17 protein-coding genes are annotated in these 15,987 nt (G+C 71.6%); 13 read left to right on the forward strand and 4 right to left on the reverse strand.

What is annotated here, in order from left to right; translation table 11 throughout:
- Positions 1–10: 10 nt before the first annotated feature.
- Positions 11–445, reverse strand: coding sequence for a metallopeptidase family protein (locus EFL95_RS05990; protein WP_123233136.1), 435 nt, complete (start codon positions 443–445; stop codon positions 11–13).
- Between the two features lie 48 nt (positions 446–493).
- Between EFL95_RS05990 and EFL95_RS05995 the strand changes: the two genes are divergently transcribed.
- The 4 genes from EFL95_RS05995 to EFL95_RS06010 are packed head-to-tail and all read left to right on the forward strand — an operon-like array spanning position 494 to position 3,435.
- Complete coding sequence (locus EFL95_RS05995; protein ID WP_123233137.1) at positions 494–862, forward strand: DUF3499 domain-containing protein; 369 nt, start codon at positions 494–496, stop codon at positions 860–862.
- A 10-nt stretch (positions 863–872) separates the two neighbouring features.
- Positions 873–2,219, forward strand: coding sequence for a phosphomannomutase/phosphoglucomutase (locus EFL95_RS06000; RefSeq protein ID WP_123233138.1), 1,347 nt, complete (start codon positions 873–875; stop codon positions 2,217–2,219).
- 10 nt (positions 2,220–2,229) lie between these two features.
- On the forward strand, positions 2,230–2,406 hold the full coding sequence (locus EFL95_RS06005; protein WP_123233139.1) for a Trm112 family protein: 177 nt from the start codon (positions 2,230–2,232) through the stop codon (positions 2,404–2,406).
- Positions 2,407–2,409: 3 nt separating this feature from the next.
- Positions 2,410–3,435, forward strand: a complete 1,026-nt coding sequence (locus EFL95_RS06010; RefSeq protein WP_123233140.1) for an SIS domain-containing protein — start codon at positions 2,410–2,412, stop codon at positions 3,433–3,435.
- A 10-nt stretch (positions 3,436–3,445) separates the two neighbouring features.
- Here the strand turns inward: EFL95_RS06010 and EFL95_RS06015 are convergent, their stop codons facing one another.
- Positions 3,446–4,396, reverse strand: coding sequence for a DUF808 domain-containing protein (locus EFL95_RS06015; protein WP_123233141.1), 951 nt, complete (start codon positions 4,394–4,396; stop codon positions 3,446–3,448).
- 129 nt (positions 4,397–4,525) lie between these two features.
- Here EFL95_RS06015 and ahcY point away from each other — a divergent pair, with 129 nt between their 5' ends.
- From ahcY to EFL95_RS06060, 9 genes are all read left to right on the forward strand, one after another.
- The gene (gene ahcY / locus EFL95_RS06020) at positions 4,526–5,965 is read left to right on the forward strand and encodes an adenosylhomocysteinase (RefSeq protein WP_123233142.1); all 1,440 of its coding nucleotides are present in this window, start codon (positions 4,526–4,528) and stop codon (positions 5,963–5,965) included.
- Positions 5,966–5,995: 30 nt separating this feature from the next.
- Positions 5,996–6,760 (forward strand): MtrAB system response regulator MtrA, encoded by a 765-nt coding sequence (mtrA, locus tag EFL95_RS06025; protein ID WP_221176339.1) that lies wholly within the window; start codon positions 5,996–5,998, stop codon positions 6,758–6,760.
- Positions 6,741–8,351: an MtrAB system histidine kinase MtrB gene (gene mtrB, locus EFL95_RS06030; protein ID WP_123233143.1), complete on the forward strand. Its 1,611-nt coding sequence runs from the start codon at positions 6,741–6,743 to the stop codon at positions 8,349–8,351. Before mtrA ends, mtrB begins: the two co-directional genes overlap by 20 nt.
- Positions 8,348–10,099 carry an LpqB family beta-propeller domain-containing protein gene (locus EFL95_RS06035; protein WP_123233144.1) on the forward strand — a complete coding sequence of 584 codons (1,752 nt, stop codon included), beginning with the start codon at positions 8,348–8,350 and terminating at the stop codon, positions 10,097–10,099. Before mtrB ends, EFL95_RS06035 begins: the two co-directional genes overlap by 4 nt.
- A 60-nt stretch (positions 10,100–10,159) precedes the next feature.
- Positions 10,160–10,882 (forward strand): ComF family protein, encoded by a 723-nt coding sequence (locus EFL95_RS06040; RefSeq protein WP_123233145.1) that lies wholly within the window; start codon positions 10,160–10,162, stop codon positions 10,880–10,882.
- Between the two features lie 400 nt (positions 10,883–11,282).
- Entirely contained in the window at positions 11,283–11,897 is a 615-nt protein-coding gene (gene hpf, locus EFL95_RS06045) for a ribosome hibernation-promoting factor, HPF/YfiA family (RefSeq protein ID WP_123233146.1), read from the forward strand.
- 63 nt (positions 11,898–11,960) lie between these two features.
- Positions 11,961–12,638: a response regulator gene (locus tag EFL95_RS06050; RefSeq protein ID WP_246004826.1), complete on the forward strand. Its 678-nt coding sequence runs from the start codon at positions 11,961–11,963 to the stop codon at positions 12,636–12,638.
- A gap of 32 nt (positions 12,639–12,670) precedes the next feature.
- Complete coding sequence (locus EFL95_RS06055) at positions 12,671–13,873, forward strand: winged helix-turn-helix domain-containing protein (protein WP_123233148.1); 1,203 nt, start codon at positions 12,671–12,673, stop codon at positions 13,871–13,873.
- Positions 13,870–14,253: a PLD nuclease N-terminal domain-containing protein gene (locus EFL95_RS06060; protein WP_123233149.1), complete on the forward strand. Its 384-nt coding sequence runs from the start codon at positions 13,870–13,872 to the stop codon at positions 14,251–14,253. The genes EFL95_RS06055 and EFL95_RS06060 overlap by 4 nt, the downstream gene beginning before the upstream one ends.
- On the opposite strand, the gene EFL95_RS06065 is transcribed toward EFL95_RS06060, so the two are convergent.
- Both EFL95_RS06065 and EFL95_RS06070 read right to left on the reverse strand, forming a co-directional pair.
- Entirely contained in the window at positions 14,250–15,341 is a 1,092-nt protein-coding gene (locus EFL95_RS06065) for a glycosyltransferase (RefSeq protein ID WP_123233150.1), read from the reverse strand. The genes EFL95_RS06060 and EFL95_RS06065 overlap by 4 nt on opposite strands.
- A gap of 1 nt (position 15,342) precedes the next feature.
- Complete coding sequence (locus EFL95_RS06070; RefSeq protein WP_183407059.1) at positions 15,343–15,945, reverse strand: TetR/AcrR family transcriptional regulator; 603 nt, start codon at positions 15,943–15,945, stop codon at positions 15,343–15,345.
- Between the last annotated feature and the right edge of the window lie 42 nt (positions 15,946–15,987).

A 15,987-nucleotide genomic window follows, 5' to 3' on the forward strand; every position in this document is an offset into this window, starting at 1 on the left:
GGACGTCGGCTCAGTCTGCCTCGTAGCCCGGGTGGACGTCCTCGGGCGGGATGCCGAGCACCTCGGCGAGCTGCTCGACCACGACGGTGAGCAGCAGCGACTCGAGGTCGATCAACGTCTCGGCACGGTGCTCGAGCGGGCGGCGGAACAGGACCAACCGCGGCGGGCTGGTCGGGGTCCGGTCGACGTACGACGCCAGCGGCACGGTCCGCTCGGCCCAGCCGGCCGGGATCACCGGCACCTCCTCGACGGCCAGGTCGACGTCGCCGATCCGGTCCGGCCAGCGCGCCACCACGGCCCGCATCACCCGCAGTGCGACGTCGTCGAACCGCTCGGAGCGGGTCAGCCGGGCGGGCACGCCGTTCGGCACGAGGCCGCCGGTGCCGAACGCCGGGCCGCGCAGGCCGCGGTCGTGACGGTCACGGAGGGAGGGTTTGCGACGCACCCCGCGAGCCTAAGCGCCCACCGTGCGGCGCGGCGGTAGCCTCGGCCCGTGAGTTCGCCCGGGAGCCTGGTCCGCCGCTGTTCGCGCACCGCGTGCGGCCGCCCGGCTGCGACCACCCTCACCTACGTGTACGCCGACCAGACGGCCGTCCTCGGACCGCTGGCGACCTACGCGGAGCCGCACGCCTACGACCTGTGCGAGGTGCACAGCGAGCGACTCAGCGCACCCCGCGGGTGGGAGGTGCTCCGGCTCGTCCAGGACGACCCGCACGCGCACACCAGCGACGACCTGCTGGCCCTCGCCGACGCCGTCCGCGAGGCCGCGCAGCCGCGTCCGGTCGACGTCGCCCGGGAGCCGTTCGAGATGCGCGAGGTCGCCCGCAAGGGTCACCTGAGGGTCCTCAAGTCCGACGACTAGTCTTCGCGTCATGTCGACCGACCTGAACGCGTTCTTCAAGGCCTACGACGTCCGCGGCACCGTCCCGGACCAGATCAACGCCGAGCTGGTGCGCAAGGTCGGCAACGCGTTCGTCGCGGTGATCGGCGACGGGCCGATCGTGGTCGGCTACGACATGCGGCCCTCCTCGCCGGAGCTCGCGCGCGCCTTCGCGGACGGTGCGAGGGAGGCCGGGGCGGACGTCACCCTGATCGGCCTCTGCTCGACCGACGGCCTCTACTTCGCCTCCGGCCACCTCGGTCGGGCCGGCGCGATGTTCACCGCCAGCCACAACCCGGCCCAGTACAACGGCATCAAGATGTGCCGCACCCACGCGCAGCCGATCGGCATGGAGACCGGTCTCGCCGAGATCCGCGACCGGGTCGCGTCGGGGGAGACGCTGACCGCCGACACCCCGGGCAGCCTGGACGAGGTCGAGCTGCTCGAGGAGTACGCGGCGTACCTGCTGAAGCTGGCGCCGGTCTCCGGTCGTCGGCTGAAGATCGCGGTCGACGCCGGCAACGGGATGGGTGGCCTGACCACCCCGGCGGTGCTCAGCCGGATCGACGCCGAGGTCTTCCCGCTGTACTTCGAGCTCGACGGGACCTTCCCGAACCACGAGGCCAACCCGATCGAGCCGGAGAACCTGGTCGACCTGCAGGCAGCCGTCCTTGAGCACGGCGCCGACATCGGCCTGGCCTTCGACGGCGACGCCGACCGCTGCTTCCTGGTCGACGAGCGCGGCGAGCTGGTGAGCCCGAGCGTGCTGACCGCGCTGATCGCGGCGCGCGAGCTGGCCAAGGAGCCGGGCGCGCCGATCATCCACAACCTGATCACCTCCCGGGCCGTGCCGGAGATCGTCACCGAGCTCGGGGGCCGACCGGTGCGCACCCGCGTGGGGCACTCCTTCATCAAGGCGACGATGGCGACCGAGAACGCGATCTTCGGCGGCGAGCACTCCGGGCACTTCTACTTCCGCGACTTCTGGCGTGCGGATTCCGGGATGCTCGCGGCTTTGCACGCACTGGCCGCCCTCGCCGAGACCGACGCCCCGCTCTCCGCGGTGCTGGCGCCGTACACCCGGCACGTCGCCAGCGGGGAGATCAACACCTCGGTGGCCGACCAGCAGGCGATCCTCGACCAGCTCGAGGCCGACTGGGGGACCAGGCCCGGTGTTTCGGTGGACCACCTCGACGGGTTGTCGGTCGTCGCCGCAGACTGGTGGTTCAATGTGCGCGCCTCGAACACCGAGCCCCTGCTCCGGCTGAACGCCGAGGGCAAGGACGAAGCCACCATGCAGCAGATCCGCGACGAGGTCCTCGCCGCGATCCGGGCCTGAAGGAGTACTGATGAACCTCGACGCGAGGCTGCTCGACCTGATCGTGTGCCCGTCCTGCCACGCCGACCTGGCGGTGGACGAGGCGGCCGAGGAGCTGGTCTGCACGGGCTGCGGCCTGGCCTACCCGGTGCGCGACGACATCCCGGTGCTGCTCGTCGACGAGGCCCGCAAGCCAACCGAGGGCTGAGCCGTGGCCGCGGTCTTCGACGACGGCCTCCTCGACGACGAGGACGCGCTGCGCTCCGCCGAGCCGGTCCTGCGGAACCTGGCCGAGGGCGGTGCCCGGGTACGCCGCGAGGCGGTCTCGGCCGCCGACTCCGTGGCCGAGACGGTGGCCCGCCTCGGCGGGACCCAGCCGCGCGCGGTGCTCGCCGCCGGGCCCGACTCGCGCCTCCTGCGCGCCGTGCTCGAGCCGGTCTGCCCGGTGCCGTTCGTCGCCTGGCCGGGTGCCGGACTGCCGGGCTGGGCCGGAGCCCTGGACCTGGTGGTCGTGCTCGCGCCCGAGGGGTCGGACCCGGCCACCGCCGCCGGGGTGGCCGAGGCGAACCGCCGGGGTTGCCCCCTGGTCGTCGCCACTCCCGAGGACTCGCTGGTGGGCCGGCACGTCCCCGGTCGTGATGCGACGCTGCTGCCCACGGTCACCGGTGACCAGCTCGCCACCGCGACGGTGATGCTCGACCTGCTCGACCGGCTGGCGCTGGGCCCGGACACCGATCCCGAGGTCGTGGCCACCGCGCTCGACGACGTCGCCGTCAGCTGCGGTCCGTTCCGGGACCTGGCCGTGAACCCGGCCAAGCTGCTGGCCAGCGGGATCGCGGAGACCAGCCCGTTGCTGTGGGGCGGAACCGTGCTGGCCGCCCGGGCAGCGCGCCGGGTCGCCGAGTCGGTGCGCCGCTCCACGGGCCGGGCCGCGCTGGCCGCCGACGCCGAGCACCTGCTGCCGGTGATCGCCGCCGCCCCGCAGTCCGACGTGTTCGCCGACCCCTTCGCGGACGACGGTGCGGACCTCCGCCCGTCCCTGGTGATCCTCGACGACGGCTCGCCGGACCCGGTGGTGGCCGAGACCCGCGCCCGGCTCCAGGCCCAGGCCGACGCGACCGGCGTCCGGGTCGAGACGGTGACGACCGAGGCCGACGGCGACGTGGCCCGCTACGCCAGCCTGCTGGCGACGGGGAACTTCGCGGCCCGCTACCTGGAGATCGGGCTCTCCGGCTAGGACGCTCCGGTCAGTGCTCGGTGCCGCCGACCGGGAGCACGTGCATCACCGCGACGGCGGCCGCACCGACCAGCAGGCCGACGACGGCGGAGGCGAGGGTGTTCGTCAGCCAGCCCCACACCCCGGCCGCGAAGTGAAGCGCGTGCTCGACCTCGTGCTGCAGGTGGTGCACCAGGTCGTACGGGCCGTGCCAGCCGAGGTCGTCGAGACCCGCGACGATGATGTGCCCGCCGACCCAGAGCATCGCCGCCACGCCGACGGTGGCGATCACCGAGAGCAGCACCGGCATCGCGCGGACCAGGCCGCGTCCGACGGCCTGGCGGGCGGCCGAGCCGCGCTGGGCCAGGTGCAGGCCGAAGTCGTCCATCTTCACGATCAGCGCGACCACGCCGTAGACCAGGACGGTGATCGCGACCGCGACGACCACCAGGATCGCCGCGCGGGACAGGAACGGCTCGTCGGAGACCTCGTTGAGGGCGATCACCATGATCTCGGCGGAGAGGATGAAGTCGGTCCGTACCGCGCCGGTGATGACCTCCTCCTCGGCGTCGGCGTCGAGGTGCTCCTTGACCTCCTCGACGCTGTCGCCCGCGTGGTCGCCGTGGCCCGAGACGCGCTCCCAGATCTTCTCGGCGCCCTCGTAGCAGAGGTAGGTGCCGCCGACCATGAGCAGCGGGGTCAGCAGGAAGTCGGCGAACTGGCTCAGCAGCAGGGCCGCCGGGAGGATGAAGAGCAGCTTGTTGCGCAGCGAACCCGTCGCGATCCGCTTGATGATCGGGACCTCGCGGTGGGCGGCCACGCCCTGCACGTACTGGGGGGTCACGGCGGTGTCGTCGACGACCACGCCGGCCGCCTTCGCGCTCGCCCGCCCGGCCGCGGCGCCCACGTCGTCGACCGAGGCGGCGGCCAGCTTGGCCAGCGCGGCGACGTCGTCGAGGAGACCGAACAATCCTGCACTCACGCGCGCAGGCTACCGGGTACGATGAAGGCCGCGCCTCGCGCACGAGATCGTGGCCAGACGCCTTGCACAGGTTCCAACCTGTCTATCCAGTCTCGAACGAACCCTCTACAACCATGCAAGGAATCCACCATGGACTACAAGGTCGCTGACCTTTCCCTGGCCACGTTCGGCCGCAAGGAGCTCACCCTCGCCGAGCACGAGATGCCCGGCCTGATGGAGATGCGTCGTCGCTACGGCGCCTCGCAGCCGCTCAAGGGCGCCCGCATCGCCGGCTCGCTGCACATGACCATCCAGACCGGTGTCCTCATCGAGACGCTGACCGCGCTCGGTGCCGACGTCCGCTGGGCCACCTGCAACATCTTCTCGACCCAGGACCACGCGGCCGCCGCGGTCGTCGTCGGTAACGGCACGGTCGACGCACCGGCCGGTACGCCGGTCTTCGCCTGGAAGGGCGAGTCCCTGGCGGAGTACTGGGACGAGGCCGAGAAGGTCTTCCAGTTCAAGGACTCCGAGGGCAACCCGATCGGCCCGAACATGATCCTCGACGACGGTGGCGACATCACGCTGCTCGTCCACAAGGGCACCGAGTTCGAGAAGGCCGGTGCCGTCCCGGGCCAGGACTCGACCGACAACGAGGAGTACAAGGAGGTCCTCCGGGTCCTCGCCCGCTCGCTCGAGAACGACGCGACGTACTGGACCAACATCGGCGCCGGCATCAAGGGCGTCACCGAGGAGACCACCACCGGTGTCCTGCGCCTGTACGACCGCTTCAAGGACGGCTCGCTGCTGTTCCCGGCGATCAACGTCAACGACTCGGTGACCAAGTCGAAGTTCGACAACAAGTACGGCTGCCGCCACTCGCTGATCGACGGCATCAACCGCGGCACCGACGTGATGATCGCCGGCAAGACCGCCGTCATCTGCGGCTACGGCGACGTGGGCAAGGGCTCCGCGGAGTCGCTGCGCGGCCAGGGTGCGCGCGTCATCGTCACCGAGATCGACCCGATCTGCGCGCTGCAGGCGGCGATGGACGGCTACGAGGTCAAGCGCCTGGAGTCGGTCGTCGACTTCGCCGACATCTTCATCACCACGACGGGCAACTTCGACATCATCCGGGTCGAGCACTTCCAGCGGATGAAGAACCAGGCGATCGTCGGCAACATCGGTCACTTCGACAACGAGATCGACATGGCCGGCCTGGCGAAGATCGAGGGCATCGTCAAGGACGAGATCAAGCCCCAGGTCCACCAGTGGATCTTCCCCGACGGCAAGAAGATCATCGTGCTCTCCGAGGGTCGTCTGCTGAACCTCGGCAACGCGACCGGTCACCCGTCGTTCGTGATGTCGAACTCCTTCACCAACCAGGTGCTGGCGCAGATCGAGATCTTCACCAAGCTCGAGGAGTACCCGATCGGCGTCTACGTGCTGCCCAAGCACCTGGACGAGGAGGTCGCCCGGCTGCACCTCGACGCGATCGGCGTCGAGCTGACCGAGCTGACCCAGGCGCAGGCCGACTACCTGGGCGTTCCCGTCGAGGGACCGTTCAAGTCGGACCACTACCGCTACTGATCAGGCGAAGTAACCAGAAGTGACCCAGAAGTGACCCAGCAGGACCAGGTCGGTAAGGCGCGCATCCTCGTCGTCGACGACGATGCCGCGCTCGCCGAGATGCTGACGCTCGTACTGCACAACGAGGGTTTCCAGAGCCGCATCGTCGGCCGCGGGGACGAGGCCCACGGGGCGTTCCTCGAGTACAAGCCCGACCTGGTCCTGCTGGACCTCATGCTCCCCGGCACCGACGGGATCGAGGTGTGCCGGCAGATCCGGGCGACACCCGGTCCCAACTCCGGGGTGCCGATCGTGATGCTGACCGCCAAGTCCGACACCGTCGACGTGGTGGTGGGGCTGGAGTCCGGCGCGGACGACTACGTCGCCAAGCCGTTCAAGCCCAAGGAGCTGATCGCTCGCATCCGCGCCCGGATGCGGCACTTCGAGTCGCCGGCTCCGGAGCTCATCCGGGTCGGCGACCTCCAGGTCGACGTCGCCGGTCACAGCGTGACCCGCGGCCCCGGCGGGGAGGCCATCGCGCTCACCCCGCTGGAATTCGACCTGCTCGTCTGCCTGGCGCGCAAGCCGTGGCAGGTGTTCACTCGGGAGATGCTGCTCGAACAGGTCTGGGGCTACCGGCACGCCGCCGACACCCGGCTGGTGAACGTGCACGTCCAGCGCCTGCGGGCCAAGATCGAGCACGACCCCGAGAACCCCGCGATCGTGGTGACGGTCCGCGGCGTCGGCTACAAGGCGGGCAGCCCCGGGCACGACGGCGCGACCGGCGACGACCACGATGGCGACCTCGCCGGCTGACCTGCGCCGCGCTCTGGGTGGTGCCTTCACCTTCTGGCGGCGCTCGATCCGCACCCGCGTCGTGGTGGCGATCGTGCTGCTCGGCGCCCTGGTCGCGGGCTCGGTCGGCCTGCTGCTGATGCAGCAGATCACCGACGGCCTGGTCCGTTCCCGGGTCAGCGCCGCGGTCTCCGAGGCCGGCAGCGAGACCGCCACCGCACGGGACAAGCTCGGGCAGGCCGGCAGCAGCGACTTCGACCCCTCCACGCAGCTGCGCCAGCTGGTCGAGAGCCTGGTCGCCCGCGGTGACGAGCGCGGCTTCAAGGTCGTGGTCCTCGGCCCGATCGGGTCCTCCTCGGACCCGGACCCGGCCACCGGCATCCGGACCACCCCGGGCATCTCCGCGGACAGCGTGCCGACCAAGCTGCGCACGGTGGTCGAGCGATCCAGCCGGACCGCCTGGACGTACACCCGGGTGCGCACCCTGTCCCAGAACCCCGGCCAGGGCACGCCGGCCGTCGTCGTCGGCTCGCGCGTCGTGCTGCCCTCGGACGGGGGCACCTACACGCTCTACTACCTCTTCGAGATGCGCGAGGAGCAGCGCACGCTGAACCTGGTGCGCGGTTCGTTGCTGACCTCCGGGGTGCTCCTGCTGCTGCTCACCGCCGGCGTCGTGTTCCTGGTGACCCGGCAGGTGATCACCCCGGTGCGGCTCGCGCGCCGCGTCGCCGAGCGGATCGCCTCGGGCCGCCTGGAGGAACGCATGCACGTCCAGGGCGAGGACGACATCGCCCGCCTCGGCACGTCCTTCAACCAGATGGCCGACGCGCTGCAGCAGCAGATCCGCCAGCTCGTCGACCTCTCGCGCGTCCAGCGCCAGTTCGTCTCCGACGTCTCCCACGAGCTGCGGACCCCGCTGACCACGGTGCGGATGGCCGGCGACGTGCTGCACGACTCCCGGGCCGGGTTCGACCCGGTGACCGCGCGGGCGGCCGAGCTCCTCCAGAAGGAGCTGGACCGCTTCGAGAACCTGCTCGCCGACCTGCTCGAGATCAGCCGGTTCGACGCGGGCGCGGCGGGGCTCGAGCTGTCCGAGGTGAATCTGGTCGACCTGGCCCACCGGGTGGTGGAGGCCTCCGACCCGGTCGCCCGCGGCCGCGGCGTGGAGCTGCAGCTGGTCGCTCCCGACCCCTGCGTGGCCGAGATCGACGAGCGTCGCATCGAGCGGGTCCTGCGCAACCTGGTCGCGAACGCGATCGACCACGCCGACGTCCGGGGCGACGCGCGGGTCGTCGTCACGGTCAAGGGCGACGCCCACGCGGCTGCCATCACCGTGCGCGACTACGGCGTCGGCCTGGCGCCGAACCAGCTGCAGATGGTCTTCAACCGCTTCTGGCGGGCCGACCCCGCCCGGGCCCGGACGACCGGCGGCACCGGGCTCGGTCTGGCGATCTCGCTCGAGGACGCCCAGCTGCACGGTGGCTGGCTCCAGGTCTGGGGTGCTCCGGACGCGGGAGCCCAGTTCCGGGTCACCGTGCCCCGGCGCGCCGGCGACCCGCTCGGGCACAGCCCGCTGCCGCTGATCCCTGCCGACGCTGAGGTGACCTCGTGAGACGCCCTTCCGGACTCGTCGGCCTGCTGGCCGCGGTGCTGCTCGCGGCCGGGTGCAGCACGCTCCCGACGAGCGGCGAGGTGCACTCGCGTCCGGACGTGGACGCCGGTGGTCCGGGGCAGGCGCCGTACTTCGTGCCTCCGGGGCCGACGAAGGGCGACGACCGTGCGGGAGTGGTTCGCGGCTTCCTGCTCGCGATGCAGGCCAACCCGCCGAGCATCGTGGTGGCCCGGCAGTTCCTCTCCGAGCGGGCCCACTGGCAGCCGGACCAGGGGACCGTCATCTACAACACCTCCACGGTCGAGCCCACCGCTGACAGCGTGGTCGCCCGGTTGGGGGACGCGCACCGGCTCGGCCCGTCCGGTGTCTGGGAACCGGGCGACGGAGCGACCACCACCTCGGTGGAGTTCCGGCTGACCCAGGAGGACGGCGAGTGGCGGATCGACAACCCGCCCGACGAGCTGGCGGTGCCGGCGACGTACTTCCCGAGCCTGTTCGTGCCCTTCACGCTGTACTTCTTCGACCGCACCGGGACCGTGCTGGTGCCCCGTCGGGTCTACGTCCCGCGCGGGGAGCAGACCGCGACGAACCTGGTGCGCGGCTTGCTGGCAGGTCCCGGTTCGGCCCTGGACGACGTGGCGGTCAGCGCGTTCCCGCCCCGGACCACCCTCGACCTCGCGGTGACGGTCGACGACTCGGGTCTGGCCGAGGTGCCGCTGGGACCGCGCAGCCTGCGGATGACCCGGGTCGAGATGACCCGGGTCATCGCCGAGCTCTCCCGCACGCTGCGCCAGGTCCCGGGGATCAACCGGCTGCGGCTGACGGTCGACGGCTCACCGCTGACGCTGCCCGACGGCCAGACCGACACCAGCGTGAACTCCGGGTCGGAGCTCGATCCGGTGATCGCCAACTCGCACGACGTGGTCGGCATCGTCGGGCGCCGGGTGGTGCTCGACGACGACGGCACCATCGGTCCGATCGGCGGCCCGTTCGGCACGCAGGGCTTCTCGCTGCGCTCGGTGGCCCTCGACATCGAGCGGCACCGCGTGGCGGCGGTGGCCGGCAACGGCCGGCGGCTGTACCTGGCGGCCGACCAGGGTTCGACCTCGGCGACGAAGGTGCGCACCGCGGTCACCGGTACCAACCTGCTGCGACCGGTGTTCGACCGCTTCGGCCGGCTCTGGACGATCGACCGGACCCCGAGCGGCGCGGTGGTGCACGTGTACTCGGGCGGACGCGATCGGGTGCTGCCGGTGACCGGGGTCAGCGGCCGCGGCATCTCCGCCTTCACCGTCACCCGCGACGGCGCGCGCTTCGTGGCGACGCTCGCCGGCGGCACCGCGCCGACGGTGCTGGTCGGCAACGTCGTCCGGTCCGCCGGCGGCAGCGTGCAGCGTGTCAGCGGAATCAGCGCGGTGACCGTCCCCGGCGTCGACCTCGGGCCGGCCCTCGACGTGGCCCAGGACTCGGCGACCACGGTCGCGGTGCTCGTGCAGTCCGCGTCCCGCTCGGGCCGGGTGATCTCCGTGGAGCTGGACGGCTCACCCGGGGTGCCGGGCTCCGACCCGGACGTCGTCCCGGGGTTGATGGTCGGCCTGCTCGGCAGCCCGGACCCGAACGACCCGCTCCGGGTGGTCACCAAGGATCCCGGACAGCCTGATCGACCCGGCAAGCTGCTCGAGCTGACCGACGCCGGCCAGTGGGTCCCCTCGGCCTCCAACTTCCTCGCAGCGGCGTACCCGCAGTAGTTCTGCACAGGCTACGGGGGACCGCTGGCGCCGGGGAGGCCGTGCCGGCACCCTCCCGGGATGCGTGACGCGTTCGCCGACCTGCTGCTCGGTGGCTGCTGCGCGGGCTGCGGAGGGGCTGGGCGGGTGCTGTGCCGGGACTGCGCCGACAGGCTCCCGTACGGCGGGCACCTGACCCGTCCGGACCCGGCGCCGGCCGGACTTCCCGCGGTCCTGGCCGCGGGGGAGTACGCCGATCCGCTGCGCCGGCTCGTGCTGGCGCACAAGGAGCGGCAGGCGTTCGGGCTCACCGCTCCGCTCGGCTGTGTGCTCGCCTCGGTGCTGGTCGACGCGGCCGACCTCCTCGCCGCGCCGCGCGAGGCGTTGCTCGTCCTGGTGCCGGTGCCCTCCGCGCCCGCGGCGACCCGGAGGCGCGGGCACGACCCGGTGCTCCGGATGGTGCGGAGCGCTGCCGGCGCGCTGGCCGCCGCCGGGCGGCCGGTCACGGTGGCCCGGATGCTCCGGGTCGTCCAGCCGGTCGCCGACCAGGCCGGTCTGGACGCCGAGGCGCGTGCGGCCAACCTGGCCGGCCGCCTCGGCGTCGGTCCTCGGGCGCACCGAGCGCTCGCGGCACGTTCAGCCCACGCGGCGGCCGGCGTCCTGGTGGTGCTCTGCGACGACGTGCTCACCACCGGCGCGACCCTGTCCGAGGCGCATCGGGCGCTGCGCGCGGTCGGCGTACCGGCCGCCGTTGCGGTGACGCTGGCGGCGACGCGTCGCCGATCGGCACCGAAGGTCCTTTGATCGGCTGATCGCTACCGCTTTCTTTACCCTGCGGCTAACGTCTGTACATGGAGTCCGTCCGGGTCCGTGGTTGCGTCAGGCAGGTGCCGGTCCGGGGATGTCTCCGGCCAGAACCAGCCCGACAAGCCGATGCCAGTCGCAGGCGAAACGGCCCACGTAAGACCAGGCAGGGTTCGTCCCTGGAGCGTCGATCACGGTGCGGCTTAGTCGTAAGTCCTGCCTCTTGCCCCACGTCAGACACGTGGACGCGAGGGAGAAGGCCAGTAGTGGCAGAAGCTGCGACCGTCTCAGCAGGCGGGTGTGGGGTAGAAGACCAGGTCGGCCGGACGGGCTCCACCTGACGCTGCTCGAAGGTAGAACCAACGGGCGGGTTGAGCCGCCCCGACAACGGGAGGTCTGTATGGACGTTGTGGTCAGCAGTCGGCACTGCGAGGTCTCGGAGCGGTTCAGGGAGCACGTCGAGGACAAGCTCGGACGCCTGGAGAAGCACGATCACCGGATCATCCGCGTCGAGGTACTCCTGGAGCGCGAGCGCAACGCCCGCCAGCCCGAGCGCCAGGTACGCGTCGAGCTCACCGCGAAGTCGAAGGGCCCGATCCTGCGGGCCGAGGCCGCGGCCGAGGACAAGATGGCCGCGCTCGACCTCGCCCTGGACAAGATGTCGGCGCAGATGCGCCGCGCTGCCGACCGCCGCAAGGTCCACCGCGGGCAGCACGCCCCCGAGTCCGTCCACCAGGCGATGGCTCGTGCCGAGAACGGGGTGAACGGGTCCGCCCCCGCCGAGGACCAGGTCGACCACGAGGTCGGCCCGGTCAGCATGGACGGCGACGGCCCGCTGGTCGTGCGCGAGAAGACCCACGCCGCCTCGGCGATCACGCTGGAGCAGGCGCTCTACGAGATGGAGCTCGTCGGGCACGATTTCTACCTGTTTGTGGACAAGGAGAGCGAGCGTCCCTCGGTCGTCTACCGCCGCAGGGGCTACGACTACGGGGTCATCTCTCTAGACCTGTCGTAACCAGGCATAGCCCGTTCGGCTGATACCTGTGCACAAGTGGGTAGATCTGGGCATGATGCATCTGTGCCAGAACTGATGGGGGCCTCGGAACCGGTTCGGGTCGTCGTGGTCGACGACCAGGAGCTGTTCCGACGGGGACTGACGATGCTGCTCGGGGTCGAACCGGACATCGAGGTGGTCGGCGAGGCCGGCGACGGTGTCAGCGCGGTCGAGCTCGTCGCCGCGACGACGCCGGACATCGTGCTGCTCGACGTGCGGATGCCCAAGCGCAGCGGCCTGGAGGCTTGCATGCGCATCAAGGAGCAGGCGCCCTCGACGCGGATCATCATGCTCACCGTGAGCGACGAGGAGGGGGACCTCTACGAGGCCGTCAAGAACGGCGCCTCCGGCTACCTGCTCAAGGACTCCTCGATCGACGAGGTCGCCCAGGCGGTCCGGGTCGTCGCCGAGGGCCAGTCGCTGATCAGCCCGTCGATGGCCGCCAAGCTGATCGACGAGTTCAAGGAGATCTCGCGCGCGGACCGGGAGCCCGGCAACGCGCCGCGGTTGACCGACCGCGAGCTCGAGGTGCTCCGGCTGGTGGCCAAGGGGATGAACAACCGCGAGGTGGCCAAGCAGCTGTTCATCAGCGAGAACACGGTCAAGAACCACGTCCGCAACATCCTGGACAAGCTGCAGCTGCACTCCCGGATGGAGGCGGTCATGTACGCCGTCCGCGAGAAGCTGCTCGACATTCCGTAGGCCTGTCGGTCCCGCCCACTAGCCTCACGGCCATGCAGTCGCTGTCCAGCGCCCAGGCCCGGCGGATCACCCTGGCTGCCCAGGGGTTCCTGGACACGCCGCACTCCAGCCCGACGATGGGCACCCTGGCCCGGACGGTACGTCGCACCGGTGTGCTCCAGGTCGACTCGGTCAACGTGCTCCAGCGTGCCCACTTCATGCCGCTCTACAGCCGGATGGGCGCCTACGACACCGAGCTGCTCCGGCGCGCGTCCACGGGTCGCCAGCAGCGCCGCCTGGTCGAGTACTGGGCGCACGTGCAGGCCCTGATGCCGGTCGACCTGTGGCCGGAGATGCAGCACCGGATGGAGCAGTACCGTCCGCAGCGCGGCAAGTGGTGGACCGACGGGGTGACCGACGACCTGGTCGCCTCCCTGGTGGCCGAGATCGGGGAGCGCGGGGCCAGCACGGCCCGCGAGCTCGACGACGGCCTGCCCCGGGAGAAGAAGCACTGGGGCTGGAACTGGTCGGCCTCGCGCAAGGCGCTCGACTTCATGTTCGTGGTCGGTGACCTGGCCATCGCCGGGCGCAACAGCCAGTTCGAGGTGCTCTACGACCTGCCCGAGCGGGTGCTGCCCGACCGCGTGCTCGCCCGCCCGACCCCGACGCCGGAGGTGGCCCACCGCGAGCTCGTCCGACGCGCCGCGATCAGCCACGGGGTCGGCACCGAGCAGGACCTGCGCGACTACTACCGGATGAAGCCGGCCGAGTCGAAGCCGGCCGTCGCGGCGCTGGTCGAGGACGGCGAGCTGGTCCCGGTCGCGGTCGAGGGCTGGACCCGCCCCGGCTACCTGCACCGCGACGCCCGGCTGCCGCGCCGCGTGCACGCCCGAGCGCTGCTGAGCCCGTTCGACCCGCTGGTCTGGGAGCGCACCCGGGCCGAGCAGCTCTTCGGGTTCCGGTACCGCATCGAGATCTACGTCCCCGAGCACCTGCGCGAGTACGGCTACTACGTGCTGCCGTTTCTGCTCGGTGACCGGATCGTGGCCCGGGTCGACCTGAAGGCCGACCGCCGGGCCGGCGTGCTGGCGGTGAAGGCCGCCTACGCCGAGGAGCACGCCCCGGCCGAGACCGCGGACGAGCTCGCGCTGGAGCTGGCCGAGCTGGCCGGCTGGTTGGGGCTCGGCTCGATAACGGTGGCAGGCCGCGGAGATCTCAGCGCAGCGCTCCGATCCGCCGTACGATCCGCGGCATGATCCGTTTCGAAGGCGGCTTCTTCCTCCTGGTCCTCGCGCTCGACGTGTTCTGCGTGATCGACCTGATCCAGACGCGCGACGACGAGGTGCGCAACCTGCCGAAGATCGCCTGGCTGATCCTCATCCTGCTGTTCCCGCCGATCGGCTCGATCGCCTGGCTGGCCGCCGGCCGGCCGCAGCCGGGTGCGCGCCGCCCCTCGGCGTACGAGCGCTCGGCGACCTCCTTCCCGGAGTACGACCGTCCCGGCCGCGCCGCGGGGGTGACCCCGGAGTCCGACGAGGAGTTCCTCCGCAAGATCCGTGAGCGCGCCGACGAGCAGCGCCGCAAGGCGGCCGAGGACAAGAAGCGCCGCGAAGCCGAGGAGAACGGCGGAGCCTAGGGGCGCACGCCGTTCGGAACCAGGGCCTCGATCCGGTCGGCAGCGTTGGAGGCGCCGTTCAGCGCGCGTGCCTCCGCGCCCAGCCGGGCGGCCGCTGCCCGGTGCGGCCCCTCGCCCAGCAGCTCCGCGATCACCGGGCGCAGCCGCGCGGGGGAGGACTTCTTCGGCAGCCGACGTCCGGCCCCGGCCTGCTCCACGGCGGCACCGACCATCGGCTGGTCCACCATCGGGTGCATCGGGAGGACCAGGACCGGCAGGTCGTGGGCCAGCGCGAGCATCGTGGTCGAGTGACCGCCGTGCCCGATGACCAGGGACACCTGCGGCATCAGCTCGGCGTGCGGGACCCAGCGGTGGGCCTCGGCGTTCTCGGGAAGCCGCAGCTCGTCCGGGTCGACCACGGGACCGGTGGTGACCACCACGCGGGCCGGCAGGTCCGCGCACGCATCGAGCACCCGTTGCAGGGTGGCGCGGATCCCGGTGTAGGCGTACGTCGACAGGCTGACCAGGATCGTCGGCTGCTCCGGCTGTGCCGGAGCGGCGGTCAGCACCGGTCCGGTGTGCACGGCGTTGGGAGCGAGCGAGCCGGCGGCCGGGTCGAGGCTCGGCACCGAGGCGATCAGCCGCGCCTCGGCGTTGGCGAGCCCGTCGGCCCAACGGACCCCGCGTAGCCGCACCAGCCCGCCGATCGGCCCCTTGAGCAGCTTCGGCAGGAACCCGTCGAAGAGGTGCTCCACCACGACGTACCGGCGACCCGCCGCGTGCAGCGCTGCCATCGCTCCGGGCAGCAGGCAGTCGACGACGACCAGGTCGGCCCCGAACGAGTCAGCCTCGGCGACGACGTCCCGGCCCAGGTCCGCCCCGGCCCACGCGGCGGCCAGGGTCCACGGCGGGTTGTTGCGCTGGGAGGTGAACGGGCGGGCCGTCGGGTAGACGACGAAGTCCAGACCGGCCGCGGCGACGGTCGCGGCCTGCCCGGCGTGCCCGATCACGCGGACGGCGTGGCCGCGTCGCTCCAGCTCGGCGCCGATGCCGAGCAGCGGCGGGACGTTGCCTCCGCCGTCCCAGGTGGCGATCACGATGCGGGCCATCTCAGCCCTCCTTCTTCTCGGGGCGGGCCGCGAGGATCGCGGCCACCAGGGTGTTGATGCGTTGCTCGGTCCGGTCGCGGGAGAGCCCCCGGTCGCGGCGCAGCAGCTTCCAGGCGTAGACGTCGGTCGCGACGACGAGGAGGTCCAGCACCTCCTCGCGAGCCGCGGCGTCGGTGGGGAGGTACGGCTCGAAGATCTCGGCGACCCAGGTCCGGTGGGTGTCCTTGCCGGCGTCGCTCATCCGGCGCACGTGCTCGTAGGAGCTCTCCTGCGCCAGCATCAGCAGCGCGAAGTCGCCGCGCTTCTCGTAGTGGTCGACCAGCACGTGCAGCGCCACGGCTACCTCTCCGACCGGTGCCCGCCGTTCGTCGGAGATCTCGGCGTTGATCCAGCCGAGGCTCTCCTCGAACAGCCCGGCCTTGCTGCCGAACCGGCGCAGCACGGTCTGCACGCTGACCCCGGCCCGGGCGGCCACGTCCTCGAGCGAGATCTCGGTGGTCAGGCGCTCGGCCTGGAGCTCGAACGCGGCGCGGACGATGCGCAGCCGGGTCTCCTCGGCAGCAGTGGCGCGGGCGGTCTGGGTGTAGGTGCGAGTCGTTTTCATGTCAGTGATAGTTGACATGAAAAAGTATTTGATGTCAATCAC

It is taken from the genome of Nocardioides marmorisolisilvae (assembly GCF_003725775.1).
In the GTDB taxonomy this organism is placed as follows: domain Bacteria; phylum Actinomycetota; class Actinomycetes; order Propionibacteriales; family Nocardioidaceae; genus Marmoricola; species Marmoricola marmorisolisilvae.